Origin of the sequence: Endozoicomonas sp. Mp262 (assembly GCF_025643335.1) — a bacterium.
Classification (GTDB): domain Bacteria; phylum Pseudomonadota; class Gammaproteobacteria; order Pseudomonadales; family Endozoicomonadaceae; genus Endonucleibacter.
In genome coordinates this window covers 912948-937172 of sequence record NZ_CP092489.1, presented here as the reverse complement: position 1 = coordinate 937172, position 24225 = coordinate 912948, and the positions used below count along the sequence as shown (strand labels likewise).

Annotated in this window: 19 protein-coding genes; 10 read left to right on the top strand and 9 right to left on the bottom strand. The window is 44.1% G+C overall.

Annotated elements, in window-relative coordinates:
• Nucleotides 1–77: 77 nt before the first annotated feature.
• Nucleotides 78–734 carry a hypothetical protein gene (locus MJ595_RS04085; protein ID WP_263081241.1) on the top strand — a complete coding sequence of 219 codons (657 nt, stop codon included), beginning with the start codon at nucleotides 78–80 and terminating at the stop codon, nucleotides 732–734.
• A 190-nt stretch (nucleotides 735–924) separates the two neighbouring features.
• On the top strand, nucleotides 925–2709 hold the full coding sequence (locus MJ595_RS04080) for an acyl-CoA dehydrogenase C-terminal domain-containing protein (protein WP_263081240.1): 1785 nt from the start codon (nucleotides 925–927) through the stop codon (nucleotides 2707–2709).
• On the opposite strand, the gene MJ595_RS04075 is transcribed toward MJ595_RS04080, so the two are convergent.
• Complete coding sequence (locus MJ595_RS04075) at nucleotides 2706–3365, bottom strand: DUF502 domain-containing protein (protein WP_263081239.1); 660 nt, start codon at nucleotides 3363–3365, stop codon at nucleotides 2706–2708. The genes MJ595_RS04080 and MJ595_RS04075 overlap by 4 nt on opposite strands.
• 20 nt (nucleotides 3366–3385) lie before the next feature.
• A complete protein-coding gene (locus MJ595_RS04070) occupies nucleotides 3386–6193 on the bottom strand; it encodes a response regulator (protein WP_263081238.1) in 2808 nt (935 codons plus the stop codon).
• 375 nt (nucleotides 6194–6568) lie between these two features.
• Here MJ595_RS04070 and gcvH point away from each other — a divergent pair, with 375 nt between their 5' ends.
• Complete coding sequence (gene gcvH, locus MJ595_RS04065) at nucleotides 6569–6961, top strand: glycine cleavage system protein GcvH (protein WP_263081237.1); 393 nt, start codon at nucleotides 6569–6571, stop codon at nucleotides 6959–6961.
• A 279-nt stretch (nucleotides 6962–7240) separates the two neighbouring features.
• Complete coding sequence (locus MJ595_RS04060) at nucleotides 7241–7984, top strand: HesA/MoeB/ThiF family protein (RefSeq protein WP_263081236.1); 744 nt, start codon at nucleotides 7241–7243, stop codon at nucleotides 7982–7984.
• Nucleotides 7985–8049: 65 nt separating this feature from the next.
• Here the strand turns inward: MJ595_RS04060 and MJ595_RS04055 are convergent, their stop codons facing one another.
• From MJ595_RS04055 to ggt, 3 genes are all read right to left on the bottom strand, one after another.
• Nucleotides 8050–8337 (bottom strand): TfoX/Sxy family protein, encoded by a 288-nt coding sequence (locus MJ595_RS04055; RefSeq protein WP_263081235.1) that lies wholly within the window; start codon nucleotides 8335–8337, stop codon nucleotides 8050–8052.
• A 253-nt stretch (nucleotides 8338–8590) separates the two neighbouring features.
• The gene (locus MJ595_RS04050) at nucleotides 8591–10171 is read right to left on the bottom strand and encodes an AAA family ATPase (protein WP_263081234.1); all 1581 of its coding nucleotides are present in this window, start codon (nucleotides 10169–10171) and stop codon (nucleotides 8591–8593) included.
• A 100-nt stretch (nucleotides 10172–10271) separates the two neighbouring features.
• On the bottom strand, nucleotides 10272–12017 hold the full coding sequence (gene ggt, locus MJ595_RS04045; RefSeq protein ID WP_263081233.1) for a gamma-glutamyltransferase: 1746 nt from the start codon (nucleotides 12015–12017) through the stop codon (nucleotides 10272–10274).
• 95 nt (nucleotides 12018–12112) lie between these two features.
• Here ggt and mrcB point away from each other — a divergent pair, with 95 nt between their 5' ends.
• The 3 genes from mrcB to MJ595_RS04030 are packed head-to-tail and all read left to right on the top strand — an operon-like array spanning nucleotide 12113 to nucleotide 15145.
• On the top strand, nucleotides 12113–14443 hold the full coding sequence (gene mrcB / locus MJ595_RS04040) for a penicillin-binding protein 1B (protein WP_263081232.1): 2331 nt from the start codon (nucleotides 12113–12115) through the stop codon (nucleotides 14441–14443).
• 10 nt (nucleotides 14444–14453) lie between these two features.
• On the top strand, nucleotides 14454–14813 hold the full coding sequence (locus MJ595_RS04035) for a tetratricopeptide repeat protein (RefSeq protein ID WP_263081231.1): 360 nt from the start codon (nucleotides 14454–14456) through the stop codon (nucleotides 14811–14813).
• Nucleotides 14814–14833: 20 nt separating this feature from the next.
• Nucleotides 14834–15145: a YqcC family protein gene (locus MJ595_RS04030; protein ID WP_263081230.1), complete on the top strand. Its 312-nt coding sequence runs from the start codon at nucleotides 14834–14836 to the stop codon at nucleotides 15143–15145.
• A 49-nt stretch (nucleotides 15146–15194) separates the two neighbouring features.
• On the opposite strand, the gene MJ595_RS04025 is transcribed toward MJ595_RS04030, so the two are convergent.
• On the bottom strand, nucleotides 15195–15590 hold the full coding sequence (locus MJ595_RS04025; protein ID WP_263081229.1) for a DUF4124 domain-containing protein: 396 nt from the start codon (nucleotides 15588–15590) through the stop codon (nucleotides 15195–15197).
• A 244-nt stretch (nucleotides 15591–15834) separates the two neighbouring features.
• On the opposite strand from MJ595_RS04025, the gene MJ595_RS04020 reads away from it, so the two are divergent.
• The 3 genes from MJ595_RS04020 to ilvC all read left to right on the top strand — a co-directional run bounded on the left by MJ595_RS04020 (nucleotide 15835) and on the right by ilvC (nucleotide 19143).
• On the top strand, nucleotides 15835–17565 hold the full coding sequence (locus MJ595_RS04020) for an acetolactate synthase 3 large subunit (RefSeq protein ID WP_263081228.1): 1731 nt from the start codon (nucleotides 15835–15837) through the stop codon (nucleotides 17563–17565).
• Nucleotides 17565–18056 carry an acetolactate synthase small subunit gene (ilvN, locus tag MJ595_RS04015; protein ID WP_263081227.1) on the top strand — a complete coding sequence of 164 codons (492 nt, stop codon included), beginning with the start codon at nucleotides 17565–17567 and terminating at the stop codon, nucleotides 18054–18056. Before MJ595_RS04020 ends, ilvN begins: the two co-directional genes overlap by 1 nt.
• A gap of 70 nt (nucleotides 18057–18126) precedes the next feature.
• Complete coding sequence (gene ilvC, locus MJ595_RS04010) at nucleotides 18127–19143, top strand: ketol-acid reductoisomerase (protein ID WP_263081226.1); 1017 nt, start codon at nucleotides 18127–18129, stop codon at nucleotides 19141–19143.
• A 102-nt stretch (nucleotides 19144–19245) separates the two neighbouring features.
• On the opposite strand, the gene MJ595_RS04005 is transcribed toward ilvC, so the two are convergent.
• From MJ595_RS04005 to MJ595_RS03995, 3 genes are all read right to left on the bottom strand, one after another.
• Nucleotides 19246–20229, bottom strand: a complete 984-nt coding sequence (locus tag MJ595_RS04005) for a hypothetical protein (RefSeq protein ID WP_263081225.1) — start codon at nucleotides 20227–20229, stop codon at nucleotides 19246–19248.
• A gap of 165 nt (nucleotides 20230–20394) precedes the next feature.
• Nucleotides 20395–22959, bottom strand: coding sequence for a hypothetical protein (locus MJ595_RS04000; RefSeq protein ID WP_263081224.1), 2565 nt, complete (start codon nucleotides 22957–22959; stop codon nucleotides 20395–20397).
• A 614-nt stretch (nucleotides 22960–23573) separates the two neighbouring features.
• Nucleotides 23574–24224: a DUF2959 domain-containing protein gene (locus MJ595_RS03995; RefSeq protein ID WP_263081223.1), complete on the bottom strand. Its 651-nt coding sequence runs from the start codon at nucleotides 24222–24224 to the stop codon at nucleotides 23574–23576.
• Between the last annotated feature and the right edge of the window lies 1 nt (nucleotide 24225).

Genomic DNA, 24225 nt, shown 5'->3' with positions numbered 1-24225 from the left:
TTATTTAAACAATAGTACAAAAAACTCACAGCTATATTAGGAATCTAACGATTTCCAATGCAGTAAAAGGTAAAGATATGGCTGTCAAAAAAAATAGCAAATTTGTTTTGGTTCTGGTGTGTGTTGCTGTTTTTTGGGGGGAGAGGGTTATAGCCTGCGGCATAGAACAGGTATCAGTGGGTCAATATGAGTTTGGGGAAAAAGCAGGCTACAGGGTGTATAACGACGGTTTTTCACTGTCGCAACATCAAGAAACTTTTTCTGAAGAACCGACCCCATATCCTCTGGATGATGAACCTGTTGATTCAGAGGGCTGGCTACAGAAGTTTTGGGGAACCCCTGCCAGTAATCGCCTTTACCTGGGGATGTGGACCTACCACTTTCAAAAAGAAAAGAAAAAAGAGGGAAAAGGGAAAGGGCAAGACTGGAATAATCAACTACTGGCCTTTTCATATAACGGTTATTATGGCGGCACTTTTATTAATACGCACAGTGACAGGGTGGTTACCCTTGGCGTGCAGAGAAGCTGGGTACAAACATCCTATGGCGAGGCTCAAGTTGAACTGGGCTACCGGTTGGGCATGATGTACGGCTATACCAAATACCTGACATTGTTTAATACACGGTTTTTTCCCTTATTTCAGGTTATAACAGATATTGATTACAAAGGGCTGGGTATTGAACTTTCATGGGCTGGTGTAGTGGCAACAGTGGGGTTTTCAATCAGATTTTAAGCACTTTGATATTAAATGCTGCTTTGAGGCTCTCTGGCTCTTGGGTAAACTGATCTAGTCAAATCGGTCATGCAGTTAGTTTGGGAATGGGTAGTTACTTTTTGCCCGTTGAAGGAGCAGGGCACAAACTGCACACGCATGGTATTTCTTAAAAAAACAGCAATCAAAATACCTTTTGGAGTACCAAATTATGAGTGAATATAAAGCACCTTTGCGTGATATGCATTTCGTGATGTACGAGGTGCTAAACGTTGCAGAAAAGTGGGCTGAATGGCCTGGAACCCGGGATCAGGTTGACAGGGATACGGCAGACGCCATTCTTGAGGAAGGGGCAAAACTGGCATCAAAGGAAGTGGCACCAATAAACCGCTCCGGAGATGAATCAGGCTGCCAGTGGAATGCCGGGGTTGTGTCCACGCCGTCGGGATATCTGGATGCCTATAAAAACTTTTCAGAAGGAGGCTGGGTGGGACTTGGAGGTAACCCAGAGTATGGTGGCATGGGAATGCCCAAGGTTCTGGCTGCCCAGTTTGATGAGATGCTCTGTAGTGCCAGTCTGGCTTTTGCTCTTTATCCAAGCCTTACCTTCGGTGTCACTCTGGCTCTGGATGCCCATGCTTCAGAAGCACTGAAATCCTGTTATTTGCCACGCCTCTATAGTGGTGAGTGGGCAGGAACCATGTGTCTGACTGAGCCTCATGCGGGTACGGATCTGGGCATTATAAGAACAAAGGCTGTTGCCAATAATGATGGCAGTTACTCCATTACCGGAACCAAGATTTTTATCACCGGTGGGGAGCATGACCTTACCGACAATATCATCCATTTGGTGTTAGCTAAATTGCCTGATGCGCCAGCAGGCACCAAAGGCATTTCAATGTTTCTGGTTCCTAAAATAAATGTTGGAGAAGATGGGGCGCTCACCGGAACAAATGGTGTTAGCTGCGGTTCCCTGGAACATAAGATGGGAATTAAAGCGTCGGCTACCTGTGTCATGAATTTTGATCAGGCCAGGGGCTATCTGGTGGGTGAGGCAAACAAAGGCCTTGCGGCCATGTTTACCATGATGAACTATGAGCGTCTGTTTGTGGGTATCCAGGGTCTTGGTTGCAGTGAAATGTCTTATCAAAACGCTGTGGCTTATGCAAAGGAGCGTGTACAGGGACGGGCAGCCTCAGGTGCCATCCAGACAGAAAAGCCGGCAGATCCTATTCTTGTCCATGGCGATGTTCGGCGAATGTTGCTGAATATGAAAGCCCTGAATGAAGGGGGCAGGACTCTTTCAACGTACGTTGCCATGCAACTGGATACGGCAAAATTCAGTGACGATCCTGAAGAGAAGGCTCTGGCAAATAACAGAGTGGCCTTGCTGACGCCTGTAGCCAAAGCATTTTTTACCGATATGGGGTTGGAAAGCTGTGTTGCTGGTCAACAGGTCTTTGGAGGTCATGGTTATATCCGGGAATGGGGACAGGAGCAGCTGGTTCGTGATGTTCGCATTGCCCAGATTTATGAGGGAACCAATGGTATACAGGCACTTGATCTGCTAGGCCGGAAAATAGTGTTAAATCATGGTGTGCACTTTAAGCAGTTTGTTGCGGAAGTCCGGCAGGCCATTGATGCCAGTGAGCAGGAGGAATTCTCTATACCGCTGTCTAAGGCCCTGGACAAGCTTGAAGCACTGACTGAATCATTGTTAATTCAGTCCAGGGAAGACCCCAATGCCATCAACAGTGCCTGCGTTGACTACCTGCATGCCTTCTCCTACGTTGCTTATGGCTGGATGTGGCTATTAATGGCAGACGCCTCCGTCAAGCAGCTAAAGGCGGGCTCTGGAGATGAAGCGTTCTATCAGGGAAAGGTCAGTACGGCCAGATACTATTTTCGCCGGTTGTTGCCCAGGTGTTTTGCTTTGGCAGAGACTGCGGATTCAGGCTCAGAAGTACTCTATGACCTGGATGAAAACCAGCTTTAAACATTGCCGTTTTGTTCGGGCGCAGGGTCAGAGAGCTTTTCAAATATGGCCGCTGATCCTGCACCACAGGATACGATGATTTTAAACGCCTGATCGATGGAAATTTCCGGGTGAATTTCCACCTGATCGGCTCCCAGATGGTAAATAACGCCGGATGCAGGACTTGGAGAGGTGGGCACAAAGGCTGTGTAAGTGCCATCAGGGTGTTTGCTGGTAATCAGGGCCACTGTCCATGTGGGGACAGACCTGCCATAAAGCCATACTTTAGCAACTTCGCCTTTAAATGGGCTGGATTCTTTGCCTATAAGAATTTCAATGAGTTCTTTTAAAGAGGTGTATCCTGGAATCCTTACAAAAAAGTCTGTTTCCAGTTTTTTATACAGCCATTCTCCCAGGCGAGTTCTGACCAGGTGTCCTACACCCGCGCAAACGGAGATAAGCAGCAGTGCAACGACAATATCAGAAAGAACCATGGGAAGCCCAAAGGAGTCGAAGAGGTGAGCGAGGGGTTCCAGCAGATGCCCTGTTATTTTTAATAGCCAGCTAAAAAAGAAAGCAATAATAATAAGGGGAAGAATAACTGTAACGCCCCCCAGAATAGATTCTCCAAGGAAGGATGACAGGACTTTCAGTTTTACTTTCTCAATGATATTCATTATTAGCCCTTTATTGATCCTTAACGGCTTTTGATGGCTTCCATTGTTTCTTCCAGGGTTTTCTCAAGGTCAGGGATCATGGCGGTGGCTTCAGGCAGCTTGCCTTCTTTGCCAACAGCCTCCATTTTCGAGGCTATTTCTCCGAGGCGTTTTGCCCCGATGTTGTTGCTACTGGACTTCAGGGTGTGTGCTGCCCTTACCAGAACTTCCATGTCAGCCTGACGGGATGAGCTTTGAATGTCTGCCAGTAGCTTGGGTGCATCTTCCATATAGCTTTCCAGCAAACCGGTGAACTCTTCTTCCATCAGCTCCTTCAGCATGTCGAAGGTTTGGGTATCAATAATATCCATATTTGAGAAATTCTCCCTGGTTGATTTGTTTGCCGGTTTTTGTATTTCAGGCTTTTCCGTGCTTTCCGGCTGTTTGAAATTTAGCCAGTGAAGCAGACGTTCTTTAAGTAAGTCGACTTTAATAGGCTTGGTTAAATAGTCATCCATTCCAGAAGCCAGGCATTTCTCTCTATCACCAGCCATTGCATTGGCTGTCATCGCCAGAATAGGCGTATGGGACAACTGCTGCTCCTGCTCCCTTTTTCTTATATTGCCTGTAGCCTCATATCCACTCATCCTGGGCATTTGGCAGTCCATTAAAATCAGGTCGTAATGGTTAGCTGCCGTCATTTCTACAGCTACTTCTCCATCATCGGCCACCTCTATATTTTTTAAACCTATTTTTTTCAACATGCTTAAGGCAACTTTCTGGTTCACGATGTTGTCTTCAACAAGGAGAATTCGGGTTGTATCGGAAAACTGACTTGTAGATGACTCCTTTTTCTTGGGAGAGACTGACTGGGATGCTATTTGCTGTTTTAACACTCCAATGGTGGTCTCCAGTAATCTTGATTGCCGGTAGGGCTTACTTAGACTGGCTGATATACCATGGTTTTCCTGTACTTTTCTGGCAATGGAACCAATAGAGCTCAACATAATCCGCTTGGCGGCGTTAAGACGGGTATCTTCTTCAATGGCTTTACTAAGCATCAGCCCATCCATCTCTGGCATATCCATATCGAGATAAATCAGTTCATAAGGCGCTCCCTGGTCAGTAGCAGCTTTCATTTTCTCCAAAGCCTCTTTGCCACTGGCTGCTTCATTGAAATCCATATGCCACGCTGCCAGGTAATGCTTCAGGATTTCTCTATTGGTGGTGTTATCATCGACGATCAGGGTTTTAATGCCCTTAAGGACGTGGGAGTCAACATTAACGACTTCCTGTTCCTGGGATGCCGAGATTTCCATATCAATGGTAAAGGAAAACGTTGAACCCAGGTTTTCAGCACTGATGATCTTGATATCACTACCCATCAGATTAACAAGCTGTCTGGAGATGGTAAGACCCAGTCCGGTGCCGCCAAACTTGCGGGTTGTGGTGCCATCTGCCTGAGTAAAGGCACTGAATAACTTTGCCTGGATTTTATCGGGAATACCGATGCCTGTATCTTCTACAGAGAACTCAACTTTTGCAGAATGTGAGTTTTTCTCAAGTTGGCTAATACGGACGATAACCTCCCCTTCTTCAGTGAATTTAATGGCATTACCCAGAAGATTGGTGAGGATCTGTCTTAGTCGTACTGGATCCCCTTTAAGGGTCGAGGGGAGGTTAATATCAGTATAACAATTAAGCTCCAGCCCTTTCTCCCTGGCCTTACTGGCCAGCAGGGCAGAGACATCTTCTGTCAAAGCCTTCGGGTTCATGTCAATGCATTCGATTTCCATTTTCCCGGCTTCGATTTTCGAAAAGTCCAGGATGTCGTTGATAATTTGCAGCAAGGCATCAGCAGAGGAGTATGCTGTATTCAGGAACTCAGCCTGGGCGTTGTCCAGTTCAGTGTCTTTAAGGAGTTCTAACATACCCAGGACGCCATTCATGGGTGTGCGTATTTCATGGCTCATGTTGGCCAGGAACATGCTTTTTGCCTTGGCTGCCTCAAGGGCGGCATCCTTGGCCTCGTTTGTTTCTTTAATACTGGCTTTTAACTCACTGTTAATGCTGTCCAGTTCCCTGGTGCGGTCAGCCACTGCCGCTTCCAGGTTATCCCGGTGTTGCTGCAGACGCTGATCCCGCTCATTAATGCGCATTAACATCTCATTGAAACAATCATACAGCTTGCCTATTTCATCATGGCTGAATTTATTAACCTGCCGGTCATATTGACCATGCTCGGTAATGTCTGTGATGGTTTCCGCGAGCTGAATGATGGGGCGGCCAAGCAGTTTTTGCAGCCGGGAGGTCAGGACATAGGCTGCTAATACCGATAAAATAACGGCCAGCAGCGCCATTAACAGGTTTTTCCATAGTTGCTGGTAAAGCTGTGATAGGCCTGACTGTATGTAAATAGCACCAAGCAGCTGTCCTTCTATTATTATGGGACGGTAAAGGTGCAGGCGGTTGCTACTAAAGGCGGTTACCGGCTCTTCAAGATTTTCTAAAGTAAAGGCCCAGGGCTTGGTTTGCTTTCGATGGTAGGCAGCGACCTGGTCGCCGTCAGAATTGATCAGGTAGGCTGACTTGATATGTGGAGCCAGGTTAAAGCCATTTAATAAACGCTCGGCAGATTCAGTGTCCTCAAACATCAGTGCGGCTTCGGCATTGGCTCCGATCACTTCTGCCAACGTTTCCATATTGTTGACCAGGGTGGAGCGGGCATTTACCAGATCACTGACTGTTTGAATGGATAAAGTGACCAGTAGAACAGTGTATGCCGTAATCAGCATGGCATAACGCAGTTTTCGTTTTATTGGCAGGTTTTTGAAGCTGAAAGTCATCATGGCCTTTTATCTTTTTATTATTGGTGGCTGTCATCATGGCCTTACTAAAATCACGGGAGCCAATAGTACAAAGGTTGATGGTTCGGGAGGGATGCTACCAATACGGAGGTTATAAAAGGTTTCAAAATTCCGCTCCTTGGAATATCTGATAAACCTTCCTGAGTACCACCTTGTCAGGGAGAAGTATGGGATCTTATCTTTTTAAGTTAGCTTAACCTGAATAGGTCATCAACTGCCTGCCATGTCACCACAGTTTTTTTGCAGGATATGATTTAGGTTAAAACAAATTCTGAAAATATTGCCGGAAAAATACTAATCTGGTTAGAATTCATACCTTTAGCCCCCAGTGCTAATTTTGACCCAAGGAGTCACTGTATGAGCAATATACCTGCTGAGCTAAGATACCTTCAGTCTCATGAATGGGTAAGAGTTGAAGGTGATGGTTGTGTTACGGTGGGGATTACCGAGCATGCGCAAGACGCTTTAGGTGATGTTGTTTTTGTTGAGTTGCCAGAAGTAGAGGCCACTTTAACCGCAGGTGATGAAGCGGGTGTTATTGAGTCAGTAAAGGCAGCCTCTGATATTTATGCACCATTAAGTGGTGAAGTTATTGCGATCAATGATGCCCTTGAGGGTTCACCGGAAATTGTAAACAGTGATCCTTATAATGATGGCTGGTTATTCAAAATGAAACTGTCTGACGACGGTGAACTCGGGGATCTTTTGGATGCTGATAGCTACGCGGATTTTGTTGAGTCTGAAGACTGACCGGTTTTGATGGCTGATCAGCCGCCCTTTCCTGTTTTTTTACTAGCAGCCTGTCGGACTTAGCCGATCGTAGCGAGAAAAAGACCGGTTTGAGCCATTTTTTGAGCTGATTCGAGGCGAATAGTGTTTCTATTTAACGAGAATCAGCATAAAAAATGGCCAAATCCGGCTTTTTCGCAGTAGGTCAGAGCTAAGTCCGGCAGGCTGCTAGGTACTCTCTGAATTTTGAAGGGAATGAGGGGAGTGCTTAAGTTTAAGTGTTAGTGACCCTATGGATGTATGATGAGAGATGACCAGCTGCTGAGATATAGCAGGCAAATACTATTACCCCAGATTGATATCGAGGGACAAAACAGCTTAATAAATGCCCATGTGCTTATCATTGGACTGGGGGGGTTGGGTTGCCCGGCAGCAACTTATCTTGCAGCTGCCGGAGTAGGGAGACTGACGTTAGTTGATCCGGATGTTATTGACCTGCCTAATTTACAACGACAGTTTCTCTACACTCATACTGACCAGGGGGCTTTTAAAGCAAGGGTAGCTGCAGATGCTTTAATGAAAATAAATCCTGATGTTAATGTGGAGTACATTAATTCCAGGCTGGAAGGAGATGCATTACTTAATAGGGTTAAACAGGCAGATGTTGTGCTGGATGCCACTGATAATTTTAGCAGTCGTTTTGCCATTAATGAGATATGCCACCAAGCATCAACGCCCCTTGTGAGTGGGGCAGCCATAGGTTTGAATGGTCAGTTAACTGTTTTTGACCACCGGTTACAACAGGGACCCTGTTATCGCTGTCTGTATAACGAAGAGATGGCTGAAGAACTGACCTGTTCCGAGTCTGGTATTTTGGGGCCAGTGGTGGGGACTATTGGTACGATGCAGGCACTTGAAGCGATGAAGTTGATGACAGGGTTTGGAGAGTCACTTCATGGCTACCTGCTTGTATTTGATGCTGAAATCATGCAATGGCAAAAACTATCGCTTGAAGCTGATCCGGACTGCCCTGTTTGCAGTTGAAAGAGTAGGTTAAAAGCTATCGGTATTAATGAGGTAGCATCTTTGTAATATAAAAGGAGCCACCTCTATCTATGGACGGAGATGTTGCCTGGCTCGCTGCTATGCTTTTCGACTTCTTGAAGTAAGCGGGCCTTATGGTCAGGGGATAGTTCATTCCAGTGAGCATTGGTCAGGGCGCCTTCAAGAGCGTAAAGCAGTACTTTTGAAACTTTGAACCCACGATCCCGCACTTTACAGTAAGTGGCTACAGATCCGGAGTTGCGAAGTTGATCTGGTGTTCTAATACCCACAGCATTAAGCCACTGGACAGAAGTTTTCCCAAGGTTTTTCAGTTCTATCAGCTCATTAGACATGCCAGTTCCCTAATTAAAACTCCGACGTCCGTACCAGAGGCTTAATATTCCTGAATAACAGAATTAGCTTTACTTTAATAATAGACGTTACTTTACAACTGCCCAGATTTTCAGACATTTTTATATTAATAAATTTTTAAGATGTGAACTTTTCAAAGCTGAACGTAGTAAGCTCAGCTGTAGTGAGTAGCCCGTAAGGAAATACTTTTTGACGTAAAGCTAACCGTTTTGAACGCAGTCTGGTATAAAAGTTTTAAAACGCAGGTTCCACTGATGTCGCTAATAAAGATAAGAATCTTTCCTTTAACTGCAATTTCCAATTTTTGTCAGAAGTGTCAAGAGTTAGGGTATGAGGTAACTCCTTGCTGGTAATTTCGTCTTGCCAGCTGTGTTGCTGATAAATAATATCAGGTGTGGCTTCTGAGGCATCGGAGTCATTTTGTTGGCGTTTTTTGATACGTCGGATCAGCTCTGTATCAGGTGCCTGGCACCTTATTATTATAAAAGGCACAGATATCTGTCTGGATAACGTATAAAAAAGGGTTCTTTCCTCTTCCTTAAGTGCAGCAGAATCTACGACAACCGGGTAACCACTTTCCAGTAGCTGTCTCGTAAGCCATTCAAGCTTCTTATAAGTTTTCTGGTTTGTGTTCAGATTATAGATATCCTCTTTGATTAATTGACTGGACTCATCGGCCTTTAAGCCAAACAGTCGTTTTCTTTCCACATCAGACCTAAGCCTAATGGCCTGCTGGGTATAAACTATATACTCACTGACCGTACTTTTTCCTGAGCCTGAAAGCCCATTCATGGTGGCTAAAAAAGGCTTTTTAAAGGAGCAGTAACTTTCCGCCAGGTTGGCATATTGACGGTATTCTTTGACTATAGATTGCTTGTCCTTTTCATTAAGTGAATCGTTATATAGTCCAAATAAGGCCACTTTAGCTCGAACCAGGGCTCTATAGGCCTTATAAAAGCGAAGCAGGGCGAGGCCACAGCAGTCGCCGGAATACTCCATATAAGTGTCAATAACGATGGCAGCAAAATGATTGAGTTGCCTTGCTTCAAGGTCCATAACAAGAAAAGCAAGGTCAGCCATTGTATCGGTCCAACGAAAACTCTCATTGAATTCAATGCAGTCAAATAGGGTCACTTGATTATTTAACAGGGTGATATTTCCAAGATGAACATCGCCATGACAGGCCTTGATGAATCCCTTTTTCTTTCTTTCTTTTATAACCGGTTGATGTTTTTTGAACTCGTTATTCGCCCATTGCTCCAGTCTCTCTAGCTGCTTAAGGTCTTGTTCCTGAGTAAGCAGCGGTTTAATTTGTTCAAAATTTTGCTGGACTGGTGCCCATACTTGCTCAGGTGTTCCATACTGACTGTTTTCTTTACAGGGTTCAATGGAGGCATGAAATCTTGCGAGTTGCTGTGCGATGTCCTGCAAATGATCAACCTCTAACAGGCCATTCTTATGCATAGTGTCGAATAGGCAAGCTTGGGAAAACTGGTTCATTTTAATGGCATATTCAAAGGGGGCTGAATTGTCATTCAGTTTAGGCGCTTCTGGAGAACCACTAATGGGGATGACACCTTCATATAAATCGGAGGCTAGCCTTTTGTTCAGTGCCACTTCCAGCTCACAGAATTTCTTTCGTTTTTCCAGGGTACTGAAATCAAGAAAGCCGAGATTCACCGGTTTTTTGATTTTGTATACAAAGGGGCCTGTGAGCAGAACCCATGAGATATGAGTTTCAATAAGTGTGAATTCGGACGTCTTGTGATCATATAAAGCAGCTGCTTTCATGGCATTAAGGAGTTCTATGCTCACTTTTTAATCACTCTGTAGTTTTTATTATTATTTGACCAGAGCCTCTCAAAAAGTGAGCGAGAGTTCAAATGGAGCATTAACGTTTAATTGTCAACGCTCCCTAATCTCCCATAACCATTCCTTCCCTTCTCATATCAGCAGCGCCTTTCAATCCCTTGTTGGTTATGATAATGCCATGAAGACCGCTGTTAAGGTCGCGTATGCTGGTTTGGTAACCGAGCTTGTTTAAGTTGGTGACTATATTTTGTGCAGAGGTTCCTGCTTCAAGCTCGTAGGTGCCAAAACGATTTACCAGATGAGGTAAATTAATGGCTTTATCCAAAGGTAATTTCCAGTCAAGGTGAGCAACTAATGTTTTGGCAACATAGCCAATAATACGACTGCCTCCTGGTGAACCAATAGCCATGTAGGGCTGATTATCTTTTAAAACAATAGTGGGAGCCATTGATGAACGGGGTCTCTTACCCGGTTCAATACGATTAGCCACCATTTTGCCATCTTTTTCAGGTAAAAATGAAAAGTCGGTAAGTTCGTTATTAAGCAGAAAGCCCCTGACCATTATGCGTGAACCAAAACCGTTTTCAATGGTGGTTGTCATTGAGACCACATTGCCTGCTCGATCAACAATACTTAAATGACTGGTTGAGGGAAACTCAATGGACTCATCCGGGTAGCGTGCCACCAAGTTGGTATCAGGTGGGGTGCCGGGTAACGCATTGGCAAGGGCTTGATCTCCACTGAGCAGTTTAGCCCGTTTGGCAAGGTAGTTTTTATTGAGGAGTCCGGCAGGTACTTCGACAAAATCCGTATCGGCGATATAAAGGCCACGGTCAGCAAAAGCCAGTCTGGATGCATCGCCAATCAGCCGCCAGCTCTCTGCGGCAACAGGAGACCGGGCGGGCATATTATAAGATTCCAGCATGCCCAGAATTTGATTGACGGTAATACCGCCTGAGCTGGGAGGCCCCATACCACAAACATTGTACTGACGATAATCGAGACAGACTGGAGGGCGTTCCTTGACCTGGTAGCTTGCCAGATCAGCCAGGGATAATGTACCAGGATTTTCGGTGGTGTTTACGGTTTTGACAATATCATGGCCTATATCTCCCTGATAAAAAGGCTTTATCCCCTGGCTTGCAAGAATCGATAGCGTATTGGCAAAGGATTTGTTGGTTAGGGTCTCCCCTTGTTTTAAGGGTTGACCATTGGGATAAAAGTACTTGGCTGTTGTCGGGTAATGACTGAGTCTCTCCTTATCCCTGGCGATTAAAGTAGCAAGCCGTTTGGATACCTTGAATCCATCGGTTGCCAGTTTTATTGCCGGCTTAAAGAGTTCACCCCATTCAAGCCGTCCATGGCGCTGGTGCATGGTATACATCAGCATGAGGGTTCCCGGTGTTCCTACCGAACGCCCGCCCACAACGGCGTCATAAAAGCCAAGAGGTTCGCCTTTCTTATTTAGGAACAGATCCTTTGATGCTTTCTGGGGTGCGGTTTCCCGACCATCCCATGTGGTGAGTTTATTGGCTTTTTTATCGAAGTAAACAACAAAGGCACCTCCACCAATACCCGATGACTGAGGCTCAACAAGGTTAAGAACCAGTTGGGTGGCAATCATGGCATCGACGGCTGACCCGCCTTTCTTCAGGATGTGGTATCCGGCTTTTACTGCATAGGGGTTAGCAGCAGCAACCATAAACTGTTTGGCCGTTACCAGGGATTGTTCTGTAACGCCTGTCCCTTCTTCTGGTGCAATGGCATCGGTAATGTTTTGTGAGCTGTATGTCGAGGTGCTAAATAAAAAAACACCTGTGGATAACAGTGTTGTAAGTGTTTTAATCACAGCAAACTTCCTATTGCTTATTTTTGTTCTGGGAAAATGATACGTTAACTGGTTAAGTAATGCATGGGCTGGTTATCAAAGCGTATAGTGCAAATATGGCGAAACAGAGTAAAAAAACGGCAGGAGCAAAGGAACCTGCCAGGAAAAAGAAAAAAAAATCACCGGCTAAAAGATGGGGTACGCTTTTTATCAAAGTCGCGTTTACGGTCGGGGTGTTACTAACAGCATGGATGATGTATCTGGATGCTGTGGTTACCCGGCAGTTTGAAGGGAAAAAATGGGATATTCCGGCCAAGGTTTATGCCCGCCCATTGGAACTTTACAAGGGTAAGGATTTGTCGCCGAATCAGCTTCAGGTTCAACTGAAGCTACAGGGCTATCAGGCCGTACGTAAGGTTTCACGCCCCGGCACATTTTCCAGGAATGGTAATGATTTTGTTATTTATAGCCGTGGCTTCCACTTTGCTGATGGTACAGAGAACTCCCGTTATGCGAGGGTCAGCTTTCAACATCACCGGATTCAGTCTTTAGTTGATAAGGCACGTAATAACCTTCCTGTACTTCGCCTTGATCCACAGCTAATAGGCGGTATCTATCCTTCAAGTTATGAAGACCGTTTGCTGATTCATATCAGTCAGGCGCCAGAGTATCTGGTGCCTGGATTGCTGGCGATAGAAGACAGAAATTTTTATGAACATCATGGTGTTTCCTTATCATCTATTGCCAGGGCCATGGTGGTAAACCTGAAGTCCGGCAGTGTGGTTCAGGGTGGAAGTACACTGACTCAGCAGCTGGTAAAAAACTTCTATTTAAGTAATGAAAGAACACTGTTGCGTAAAGGCAAGGAAGCCATTATGGCGCTGTTGCTGGAGTTTCATTATGACAAGGAGGAAATTCTCCAGACCTATCTGAATGAGGTGTATCTGGGGCAGGAAGGGCGTCGTGCCATTCATGGGTTTGGCCTGGCCAGCCAGTTTTATTTTGCCCAGCCGTTACAGGAGTTGAGCCTTGCCAAGACAGCGCTATTGGTCGCGATGGTGAAAGGGCCATCTTATTATGATCCCCGTCGCTACCCGGAACGAGCCCTTGAGCGTCGGAATCTGGTACTTGATGTTCTGGAGGACAGAGGGTTGGTTTCCAAGACTGAAGTGGCTCGCTCAAAAGAACTTCCCCTTGGCATTGTCAGTCGTCAGCAGCTTAACGCCAATGTTTTTCCTGCGTACCTGGATTTGGTTAAACAGCAGCTGAGAAAAGATTACGATGAGAAGGACCTGACCAGTGAAGGGTTGAGGGTGTTTACCAACCTGGATCCCTTTGTTCAGCGTCAGGCCCAGGAGAGTATTCAGAAAACACTGCTGTCCCTTGACCGGCAAGAGGGTAAAAAACTGCAAGGGGCTATGGTGGTAACATCAGCCCAGACAGGGGATGTACTGGCTGTGGTGGGCGACCGTAATTCAGGCTTTGCCGGTTTTAACCGGGCTCTGGAAGCCAAGCGTCCGGTAGGTTCCCTTTTGAAACCCGCGGTGTTTCTCACTGCCCTTGAGCAGCCCGATCGCTATACCCTGACCTCACCCGTTAACGATGTGGCTATTAAGGTGAAAGATGGCAGGGGCGGTTACTGGGAGCCCCATAATAATGACCGGACCTCTCATGGGATGGTGCCTCTTTTTATTGCGCTGGCAAAATCCTACAACCTGGCAACGGTTAACCTGGGTATGGAACTGGGTGTTGATAATGTTCTTGATACCCTGAAGAAACTCGGTATTGAAGAAAACCTGCCTCCTTATCCATCCATTCTGCTGGGATCTGCTTCTCTGACTCCCATGGATCTGGCAGCAATGTATCAGACCATTGCCAGTGGTGGTTTTCGTATGCCCCTGAGAGCCATTGATGCAGTAGTGGATTCCAGGGGAAAGCCGCTGCAACGGTATACGCTTTCTGTAGAGAGAACCATTGATGCCGATGCGATGGAGCTATTACGACATGCTCTGGGTATTACCATGAAAGAAGGAACAGGCAGGCGTGTTTATCAGACAATAGACCCATCAGTTGCCCTGGGAGGAAAAAGCGGCACGTCTAATGATCAGAGGGATAGCTGGTTTGCTGGTTACTCAGGCAACCTGATGGCGGTCAGCTGGATAGGTTATGACGACAACAGCCCAACCCATTTGTATGGCAGTACCGGGGCCATGAAAGCCTGGACTCGCCTTATGTCTTCTGTTCCCCTGAATCCCGTAAGACCCTTGAATAGCGATAGCCTGGAATATGAATGGGTGCTGGCAGCCCAAAACCAGAGAACACACAGTTATTGTGAGGGGGCAAGAAAGATTCCATATATCAGGGACTCGGAGCCTTCCCGGTACGGAGGCTGTGATCCCCAGCCTGGAACATCAATGATGGATCGGGTCAAGGCCTGGTTTCAATAGGAATTAGAGCATGCAATTATTCAGGTTAATCATACCTTTGACACTAACCCTGTTAGTGGGCTGTGCGGGGCCTGCTATTATGGCTCCGGAAAACAGTTCTCCTTATACAGGGCGTGAGGATGCTTTCGGGACATTTCTGGATTATGCCTGGACGGCCCAGTCTCAGGGAGACTATGATACAGCCGATGGCTGGTTGGTGCGGGCAATGCGTATCAACCCCAGTGAACCTGCCGTTTATTATCGTATGGCTGTGTTAAGGAAAGAGCAGGGACTGCCTGATCAGGCTCGCCAGCTTGCTTCAAGGGCATTGAGCCTTGACCCTGACAACAGTATGAAACGAGATTTAAATCTTTTCCTCAGGCAACTCTGACCCCTCTATTTTTAATGGCTATGAAAAACGATGTATTGGCTCTATTGACTGCAATGGAGCAGGAACTCAAAACGCTGGGTTTATGGGAGACCATGCCACCTTCCATTGAAGCGCTCTCCAGTGCTACTCCCTTTTGTATGGACACACTTCGTATGACCCAATGGTTGCAGTGGCTTTTTATTCCCAGGGTACGGGCTATCCTTGATCAAGGGGCTGCACTGCCTGTGGGGGCGAATATGAAACCCTATGCAGAAGAGGCATTTTCTGTGGATGGTGTGAAATCAGTCACCCTGTTGGAAATAATTGGCCAATTTGACCAGCTGATGGGTTAATTTTTCTAATCATTGGGCTGTAGATGTTTACGATCTGCTGCCCTTTTTTTTAGTGGCAATGTTGTTTTAGCAATGCACTGATTTCATCAATCTTTGCTTTTTTCTGATGGTTATCAAGTTCGTGATAGGTGCCATCGGGCTGCTTGATACGAACCCGGTCATTTTTATACAGCGTCACCAGGTTTTGCCGTATCTTCTGGCAATAGGCGGAAGGCTCTGGTTCATCCGCTGCATTGATAACATAAGATGTCTTGTCGTACTCGGGGCTGACTTGGGGTTCATAAAACAGAATCTCACCCGCATCCATTTTTATATCACCTGGGCGGGTGATTACCGGTGGTTCCACTGAGTAATGTATGACACCGTTATTATCCAGCCACTTATAAACCTTGTCTGCCGCCAAAATGCCAGGCAGCAAAAGAAATAACCAGACGATTTTTTTCATGATCAACTATCCCTGTTGATCATTTATTTATACCAGACCGCCATCAGAGAATAAAACCAGGGCGTTGCTAAATGCTGAAAAATCTAAATGAGAATGAGCGGTTTGTAGTTTATCTCTATGTTTTAATTAATCTTTATACAAACAAATATCGTAGTATATTTTTGCCCTTCTATTGACTGGGCTGTTTGTACAGTCAAGAATGCATTTTCCAATAAACATAAAAAAATAATGCCTGGGGTAACAGATGGAGCTTTTATCGGGCGCGGACATGGTAGTCCGTTCACTGGCCGATGAGGGAGTTGAATATATTTATGGGTATCCGGGGGGAGCACTTCTACATGTCTATGATGCTATTTTTCGTCAGGATGCGGTAACTCATATACTGGTACGTCACGAACAGGCTGCTACCCATATGGCTGATGGCTATGCAAGAGCTACAGGCAAGCCGGGAGTTGCTTTGGTGACCTCTGGCCCGGGGGCAACCAACACCATTACAGGGATTGCAACGGCCTATATGGATTCCATTCCCATGGTGGTACTTTCTGGACAGGTGCCGTCCGCCTTTATTGGCAGCGATATGTTTCAGGAAGTGGATATGGTTGGGATTTCCCGGCCTATTGTGAAACACAGTTTTCTAGTGAAACGAGCTGAGGATATTCCATCCGTTATCAAAAAGGCATTCTATCTTGCCCAAACCGGGCGACCGGGGCCGGTTGTTGTGGATATTCCCAAGGATGTCACTGACCCGGCACATAAGTTTCCTTATACCTATCCCGAAAATATCCGCATTCGTTCCTACAACCCGCCCGTTAAAGGGCATAATGGCCAAATTCGTAAAGCCATTGAGTTGTTATTGAATGCCAGGCGGCCTGTTATTTATGCCGGGGGCGGCGTTGTGCTCGGCAGGGCTTCAGAGCAGCTGACGCAATTGGCCAGGGAACTTAATGTCCCGGTGACGAATACGCTCATGGGACTGGGGGCTTTTCCCGGTTCTGACCCACAGTTTGTGGGTATGTTAGGTATGCATGGCAGTTATTGTGCCAATGAAACCATGCACCATGCAGATTTGATTTTAGCAATGGGTGTTCGTTTTGATGACAGGGTCACCAACAACACCAAAAAGTTCTGTCCTGATGCCAAGGTGATTCATATTGATGTTGACCCTGCCAGTATCTCCAAGAATGTGGCGGTGGATATTCCCATTGTGGGGCCTGTGGATGTCATTCTGGATAGCCTGCTTAAGCAGTGGCGAGCCACTGGCAATCAACTCAATCCTGATGACCTGAATGCCTGGTGGCGGCAGGTTAATGGATGGCGGGATAGCCGTGGTGGACTGTTTCCTTATGACAAGGATGACAGTGGGCAGGTATTAAAGCCGCAGCAGGTTATTGAAACCCTCTATAAAGTCACCGGAGGGGATGCCTTTATCACATCGGATGTTGGGCAACACCAAATGTTTGCTGCACAGCATTATCGTTTTGATAAGCCCAACCGCTGGATCAACTCTGGCGGGCTTGGCACCATGGGCTACGGCTTACCGGCAGCCATGGGCATTAAGCTGTCACTGCCTGATGCTGAAGTGGCCTGTGTGACCGGTGAAGGCAGCATTCAGATGAATATCCAGGAGCTGTCCACCTGCCTTCAGTATGATCTCCATGTCAAAGTGATCAACATTAATAACCAGGCATTGGGCATGGTGCGTCAGTGGCAGGATATGCAATATAACAGCCGCTATTCCCACTCCTATATGGAATCACTGCCTGATTTTGTCAAACTGGCAGAGTCTTACGGCCATGTGGGTATGAAGGTGACGGATCCTGCTGAGTTACGGCCAGCCATGGAGGAAGCCTTTTCCCTGAAAAACCGTCTGGTATTTATGGATATTCAGGTGGACCCTAACGAGCATGTCTATCCCATGCAAATTAAGGATGGCTCCATGCGGGACATGTGGCTGAGCAAAACGGAGAAAACCTGATGAGACGGATTATCTCTGTACTGGTGGAAAATGAGCCGGGGGCTTTGTCCCGTATTGTCGGGCTGTTCTCACAGCGCAACTATAACATTGAGACGCTGAATGTGGCTCCCACCGAGGATGTCACCCTTTCCAGACTCACCATTACCACCTTTGGCCGTTCTGAGGTCATTGAACAAATTACTAAACAGCTCAATAAGCTGGTGGATGTGGTAAAGCTGGTTGACCTTACCGAGGGGGCTCATGTTGAGCGGGAGATGATGTTGATGAAGGTTCGTGCCAATGGCCCCGCCAGGGCCGAGGTGAAACGGACGGCAGATATCTTCAGGGGACAAATTGTTGATGTCACCAGTTCGGTATATACCATACAGCTGACTGGAACCAGCGATAAGCTCGATGCCTTTATTGAAGCCATTGGCCAGACGCAGGTTCTGGAAGTGGTTCGTAGTGGTGTGACGGGACTGGCCCGGGGTGAAAAGACACTGGCATTATAAATCATACGCTGTCCCGCCTTAAGGTAATGCTTAGGGCAGGGTCAGTGTTGCATCAGGAAATAACTATAAAATGAATCTGTATTACGACAGGGACTGCGATCTTGCCATTATCCGCAGTAAAAAAGTTGCCATTATTGGCTATGGTTCCCAGGGGCATGCCCACGCCAACAACCTGAGTGATTCGGGTGTTGAGGTAACCATTGGCTTGCGTAAGGGATCGGCTTCATGGGATAAGGCTGAAGAGGCAGGATTACCTGTCAAGGAAGTGGCTGAGGCAGTGCGTCAGGCCGATCTGGTGATGGTTCTGACACCCGATGAGTTTCAGGCAGCACTTTATAAACAGGATATAGCTCCGAACCTGAAGCAAGGGGCAACGCTGGCATTTGCCCATGGTTTTGCCATTCATTACAACCAGATTGTGCCCAGGGCTGATCTGGACGTTATTATGATTGCCCCCAAGGCACCTGGCCATACTGTTCGCTCAGAGTTTGTGAAGGGAGGGGGAATTCCTGATTTGATCGCTGTTTATCAGGATGCTTCTGGCAAAGCCAGGCCGTTGGCGCTGTCCTATGCTTCAGCCATTGGTGGAGGGCGTACCGGTATTATTGAAACCACCTTTAAGGATGAAACGGAAACCGACCTGTTTGGGGAGCAAGCTGTGCTCTGTGGTGGTGCTGTTGAGTTGGTGAAGGCAGGCTTTGAGACGCTCACTGAAGCAGGGTATTCGCCGGAGATGGCTTACTTTGAGTGCCTGCATGAGTTAAAGCTGATTGTTGACCTTATGTACGAAGGCGGCATTGCCAATATGAACTACTCCATCTCCAATAATGCAGAGTACGGCGAGTATGTCACAGGTCCCAAGGTGATTAATGATGAGTCCCGCAAGGCCATGAAGCAGGCATTGAAGGACATCCAGAATGGAGAGTATGCCAAGCAATTTATTCTTGAGGGCGCAACCAATTATCCTTCCATGACCGCCTACCGCAGAAATAATGCTGCCCATCCCATTGAGCAGGTGGGTGCAAGGCTTAGGGAAATGATGCCTTGGATTACAGAAAATAAGCTAGTGGATAAGGTTAAGAATTAATTTTAGATTGAATCATCAGGCTTTCTTAAGTCAAGATAAGCCTGATGATAAAATGATTTTATTATTTCCCAAGAATGTTTTTTTTACTAATTGCTATGGGTATTAAATTTCATTTAAAGTTATTTTAGAAATAGAGAAATGATTGTCATCATCTTTTCCATGAATTGTGACGCGGTGTTTTTTTTTATTGCCAGTGCGTTGCATATGGAATTCTTTTATTAATTCGGAATAATCACAAACAACTTCTTGGATAAGACGGGTTGGCCACCTATTAGTCAGGTAAGGCATTCGCTTCATAAGAGCCATGGCTTTTTTTTCACTGTTTAATACTGTGATGACCACTCTTAGCAATTGATCTTCTTCTTTTTCTCTGTCTTTTGATTGACTGCATGTGGAAGATAGGCTTGTGGTTGCTTTATTATATTTTTTATGGAATTCACAAAGTTGTTCTTCACTTAATGATGAACAAAGGTCATATCCTAAGATGTTGCCTTCAAGGTTGGTTACATGGTTTTTTGATCCCTGGGGATGGAGTTTTATATATCGATCAATACCTGTGGGAAAAAAAATAGCACCATTTGGAAGCATAAACAAAATATCAGCTTCTAAAATAAAGGCAAACTTACTGTCCAGGCAATAATAGAAATTTGATAACTCATCAAAAGTTTGTAGTCTATAACCTGAAGCGCCAGCACTTACACCATTTAAAAGTAGATTTCTCTCAATATAAGCAGCTATATCATGTATTTTTTTGTCATGAAATAGGGGTGCTTCCATAGTGGCAATTAATCCTTCAGGACAATGATAACCAGTTAAATACTGGCGACCTTTATGGGAGCTATTTGGGAACCTTAAAATAACGAATGCTATGCTATTGTCGTTTTCATCAAAATATATGACTCTTTCAAATGGGGGGTGCCCATGGGTTGTTTTATAAATTAAGCATACCCCTGGGAATGGGTGTGTTGTATCAGCTTTTGCTATGAGTTCTTCATGGTCGACAAAAAAATCAAAACTATGTGATTTTATGGAATAGCCTGAGAGGCTGATGAAAAAGAAGAAGAAAAAGATCGCTTTAAATATCATTTGAAAATGTACGTCATTAAGTGTAAAGGGGAAAAGGATTGATTTTCAAATATTATCAACTCAAAGGCCTTCTATTGCTAAGGTTTATAGGTGATTTTATATGGTATCAATATAACTATGACTGTCCGTAAAGTGGTTATGTAAATGATTATAGGCACCTTCAAGTTATTGTTTTTTCGTTCTATGGCGTAGTAAACCACATGATTGACATAGATGGATAAAGTACCCTGGTTCTATCTTCCATTGCCCTGTCTGTTCTGCAGTGGGAAAAACCCGAGCCAATATACTTTCTTTTTCCGGTAAGTCTGGAGCAATAATAGGCTGACATCCTTCAAAAAAATATATCATTAAGTCTCTAAAGTCCTCTTCGGAACCTAAAATATCAGAGACTTTTGAATATAAAGGGCAATTTTCTGACTCAAGCATTTCTACATTAAATTTTTTATTAAAACCATCACGAAGTACTTTTATTTCATCTTCCATAAGATCTCTTGAATATTGATCGGCTGTAGTAAAATCATCTACATCATCAAATAAAACCCCAAGATGGTGATACGCATACACTTGTAAAGCTAAAACATCATGAATTTGGTTGTTAACTGTTCTGTTGTGTTTTTTTTCAAGCATTGCTGTATATATCTTTTGCATATCAGAATAACACTCCATCTGATATGATCTAATGATTCTAGTCAGCCGCGTAGATAAGCTATCATCAAATACTGAAGGTTTGTTGTCGCTATCACCTAGTCTTAATATATGTAGTGCATAGAAATTAAATTCTTCCAGTACAGCGCTGATGCATTTTCTAGTGTCTTTATTCATTAAATACAAAATATTTTCAGCAGATTCTCTAATTTTTTTGTCGTGTTTTTTGTTTTCTAAGGAGTGAATAATCTCGGCACAAACTCTACAAAAAACTCTTCTGCACTTATCTTGTTGAGATTCCATTTCCTCTAATTCTTTATTGGTAACTAATTTTGTTTTCAATCTCTCTTCTAAAGATTTTGAGTATTTTTTCTTTATATGTTTTTTTGAAAGGCTAACTATTTTATCGATTTTGGTTAAAACATCTGTATCAGAAACAGCTGGCAAGCTATTAGCGTAACAAATAAGTTTTTTTGCAGGGAGGTTCCAGTGCAATGTTCTTAAATAAATAAATCTGGCTGAGTTTTCTTGAAAATTAATCGAGACTTCAGGTCTATTAAAAATATGAGCAAATTGAAAAATATTCACTTTACATTTATTAAAAATATCTGATAGCAATGAAGTATCATCCTTCGTTCCTTCAACTATACGGAAAGCGATATCTTCTTCCATATAACATGCAAAAACTCTAGGCTCCACACGATTCATGAGGCTAGGAAATCCACCATGAAATTCTTCTGGTTTTTGATTGTGAAAGTTTTGTTCAGGATTTCTGTAAAAATTATCTTCTGATCTTTCATTAAGTAACTCCTCTAAATGTAAATCAGAAATATCATATAATTGAGAAGACTCTATTTCTTTTTTTGCAGCTTTTAATTTAAGAGTTAAATCAGTTATTTCATTATTTTGGACATCTGATTGAGAGGTGATTTTATTCCATAATATTTGTGACTCTCTAAGTAAGGTGAGCCATGGTTCATGAAAACAATTGTTTTGCTCAATAATTTCATCGAATTGATTCTTTTCTTGTAAAAAAAAATCAACCACATCATCTTGCTTATCTTCTCTTAATGCTTGAGGCGTTGGAAAAACAACAGCAGATGAATCATTATTTTTTTTAAATTGCGGTTTTTCTTTTGATAGGTGTGACCAATTTATTGCACAATCAAGTTCCTCCATTTTTGTTATAAAGGAATTAATTTCTTTTATATCTAAGTGATTCCCAGTAAATATGCTTGTTAAATGGGTCTGACAATCCAATCTGTATTCACTTACTTCTGGCATATCTTCTTCATGTTTTTGGAGTTTGTCTTGTATTTCCATTAATTTGCCAATCAATTGTTTTTTGTTTTCTGATAAAAGCATTGGATGGAGATTTTCAGAAGGAACAATAGGTGATGACATACCCTTGCAGTCTGTACGGACAGTATTTTCTTTTTGTTTTTCATTTTCCAGATATTCATTTAAATAAGAGTTCATGCCATCACCATTATTTGCAGTTTTATCATCATGAATATCTGACTTTGGCCATGGCATGCTTGCCGTATACATTGGTTGTTTTTCTGGAGTTTTATGTGTTTCAAATGTCACTTTTTTAGTTTTTACTTGTCTTTTATTTTTAAAAAGATCAAGAATAAATTTGACAAACCCTGTGAACTGATAACGTGTTGCCAATAAATGCATTACATAAGAAAGTTTTTTTTCACTTAGCATCGCGTTAAGAAAATTCTGTATATTAAAAGCCATATCAGGTAAAAAAGGGTTGCTGCCTGTAATTGCTACTAGATTTTTTGCTGCATTATTTAATATTTGATTCTCAGAAAAAGATGTATCTGTTAATAAAAATAACTTCATGTCTTCCAGGTAAGAGAACGTAGAAGATCCTGTGCATAACTTCCACTGGTCATCAGATACTTCACTTATCACGCTTTCAAAGTTTTTCCTGCATAAAGAATTTAATAATTCATCATCCTCTTTTGAAAAAATTAAGGTAGCAGTGGCTCCATTAGTTATAATCATACCTGCTATGAAGAACATAATGTTTTTATTTTCTTTTGAAGAAAAAATGTTAAAAAAGGTTCTCATTGTTTAACTGTCTGCTTTTAGCTGGTAGCTGAGTTTTTTTCATAAATTGCCCCGAGCATTTCGCCGGGCTTTGTGGCTCTATGAAATTTTGTGGAGGAATGGCGTACCGTACCGGGGAGTAGGGTCGACTGAGCAAAACTATCTTACGATTGCATGGATGCAGGAGATAGAGTAATGCAGGAAAAGTTACCGAGAGCAGCAAAGGGCAAGCAAGGTTGGGAGTACGTTTATGAAATATCCGGGTTAGCATAAAGACATTTTCCTGACATGCTATAACTTGTGGTAGTCCCCGTCTAAAAATGAGGTAACTGCTCATAATTTACTGGCAACAGCTTGATTTTAGGGGACTCAACGGTTTTACTAGCTGTAGATAAGTTTGAGTAAATCTTGCTAGCAAAATATGAGCAGTTACAAAACGAGAATAATTGAAAACCAAAAGCCACAGCCATAAAAATGGATGGAGTCCTCTTGCCTTTTAGATACTAATCTCCATAAAGCCAGAAAGTATCAGGGTATACAAAAAACAGGGAACCTCAAATGCTACGTAACCTACAGCATAGTATGGAGCTGGCTTCTTTGCCTCATGAAATTTGTGAACAGTTGATAGTCATCTCTCAATTCTTAAGTGTCGCAATAAACTTTTTAGACTGGTCTATTGAGGCCTGCATATCCCTTACCAGCCGTTCAATATCCGCTTTGATATTGCCAAACTCACCTTTCAGGGCAGCGATGGCACGGGCATTCAGGTTGTGCTTCAGGTAGAGCACCTGATCGTGAAATGCATCCAGAATAGGCTGCATTTGTTGTTCAGATTTCTCCAGACTGGCCAGCATCTGCTTATAATTCTGCCGGGTTGTCTTCAGCTGTTGCTCGCTGGATCTGCGCAGCTTACTGTTTGAATATTGGCCAAGCTCCTCTTCCCATTCATTAAAAAGAGCATCCGATACACTTTTGACCCCATCTATTCGACCTCTTACTTTTTCGGCAGCAGTAACGCTATTTTCATACTCGTCATTGAGCTGATTGTAGACATCTTCCAAATCACCACCATCGAAGTGAACAACGCTACGAAATTTTTCCAGGGCCGATTTAAACTGCTCCTGGGCATTTTCCTGGGCGTTTTGAGTATCCTCGATGCGATCCACCATAATGTCCCGTTTGTGGATACCAACCTTTTCCATTGCACTGTAATAGGTACTCTGGCATCCGGCCATAAAGACAAGAACACCAAGAACAAGAAAGCGATGGTTTTGCAGAAGTTTCATA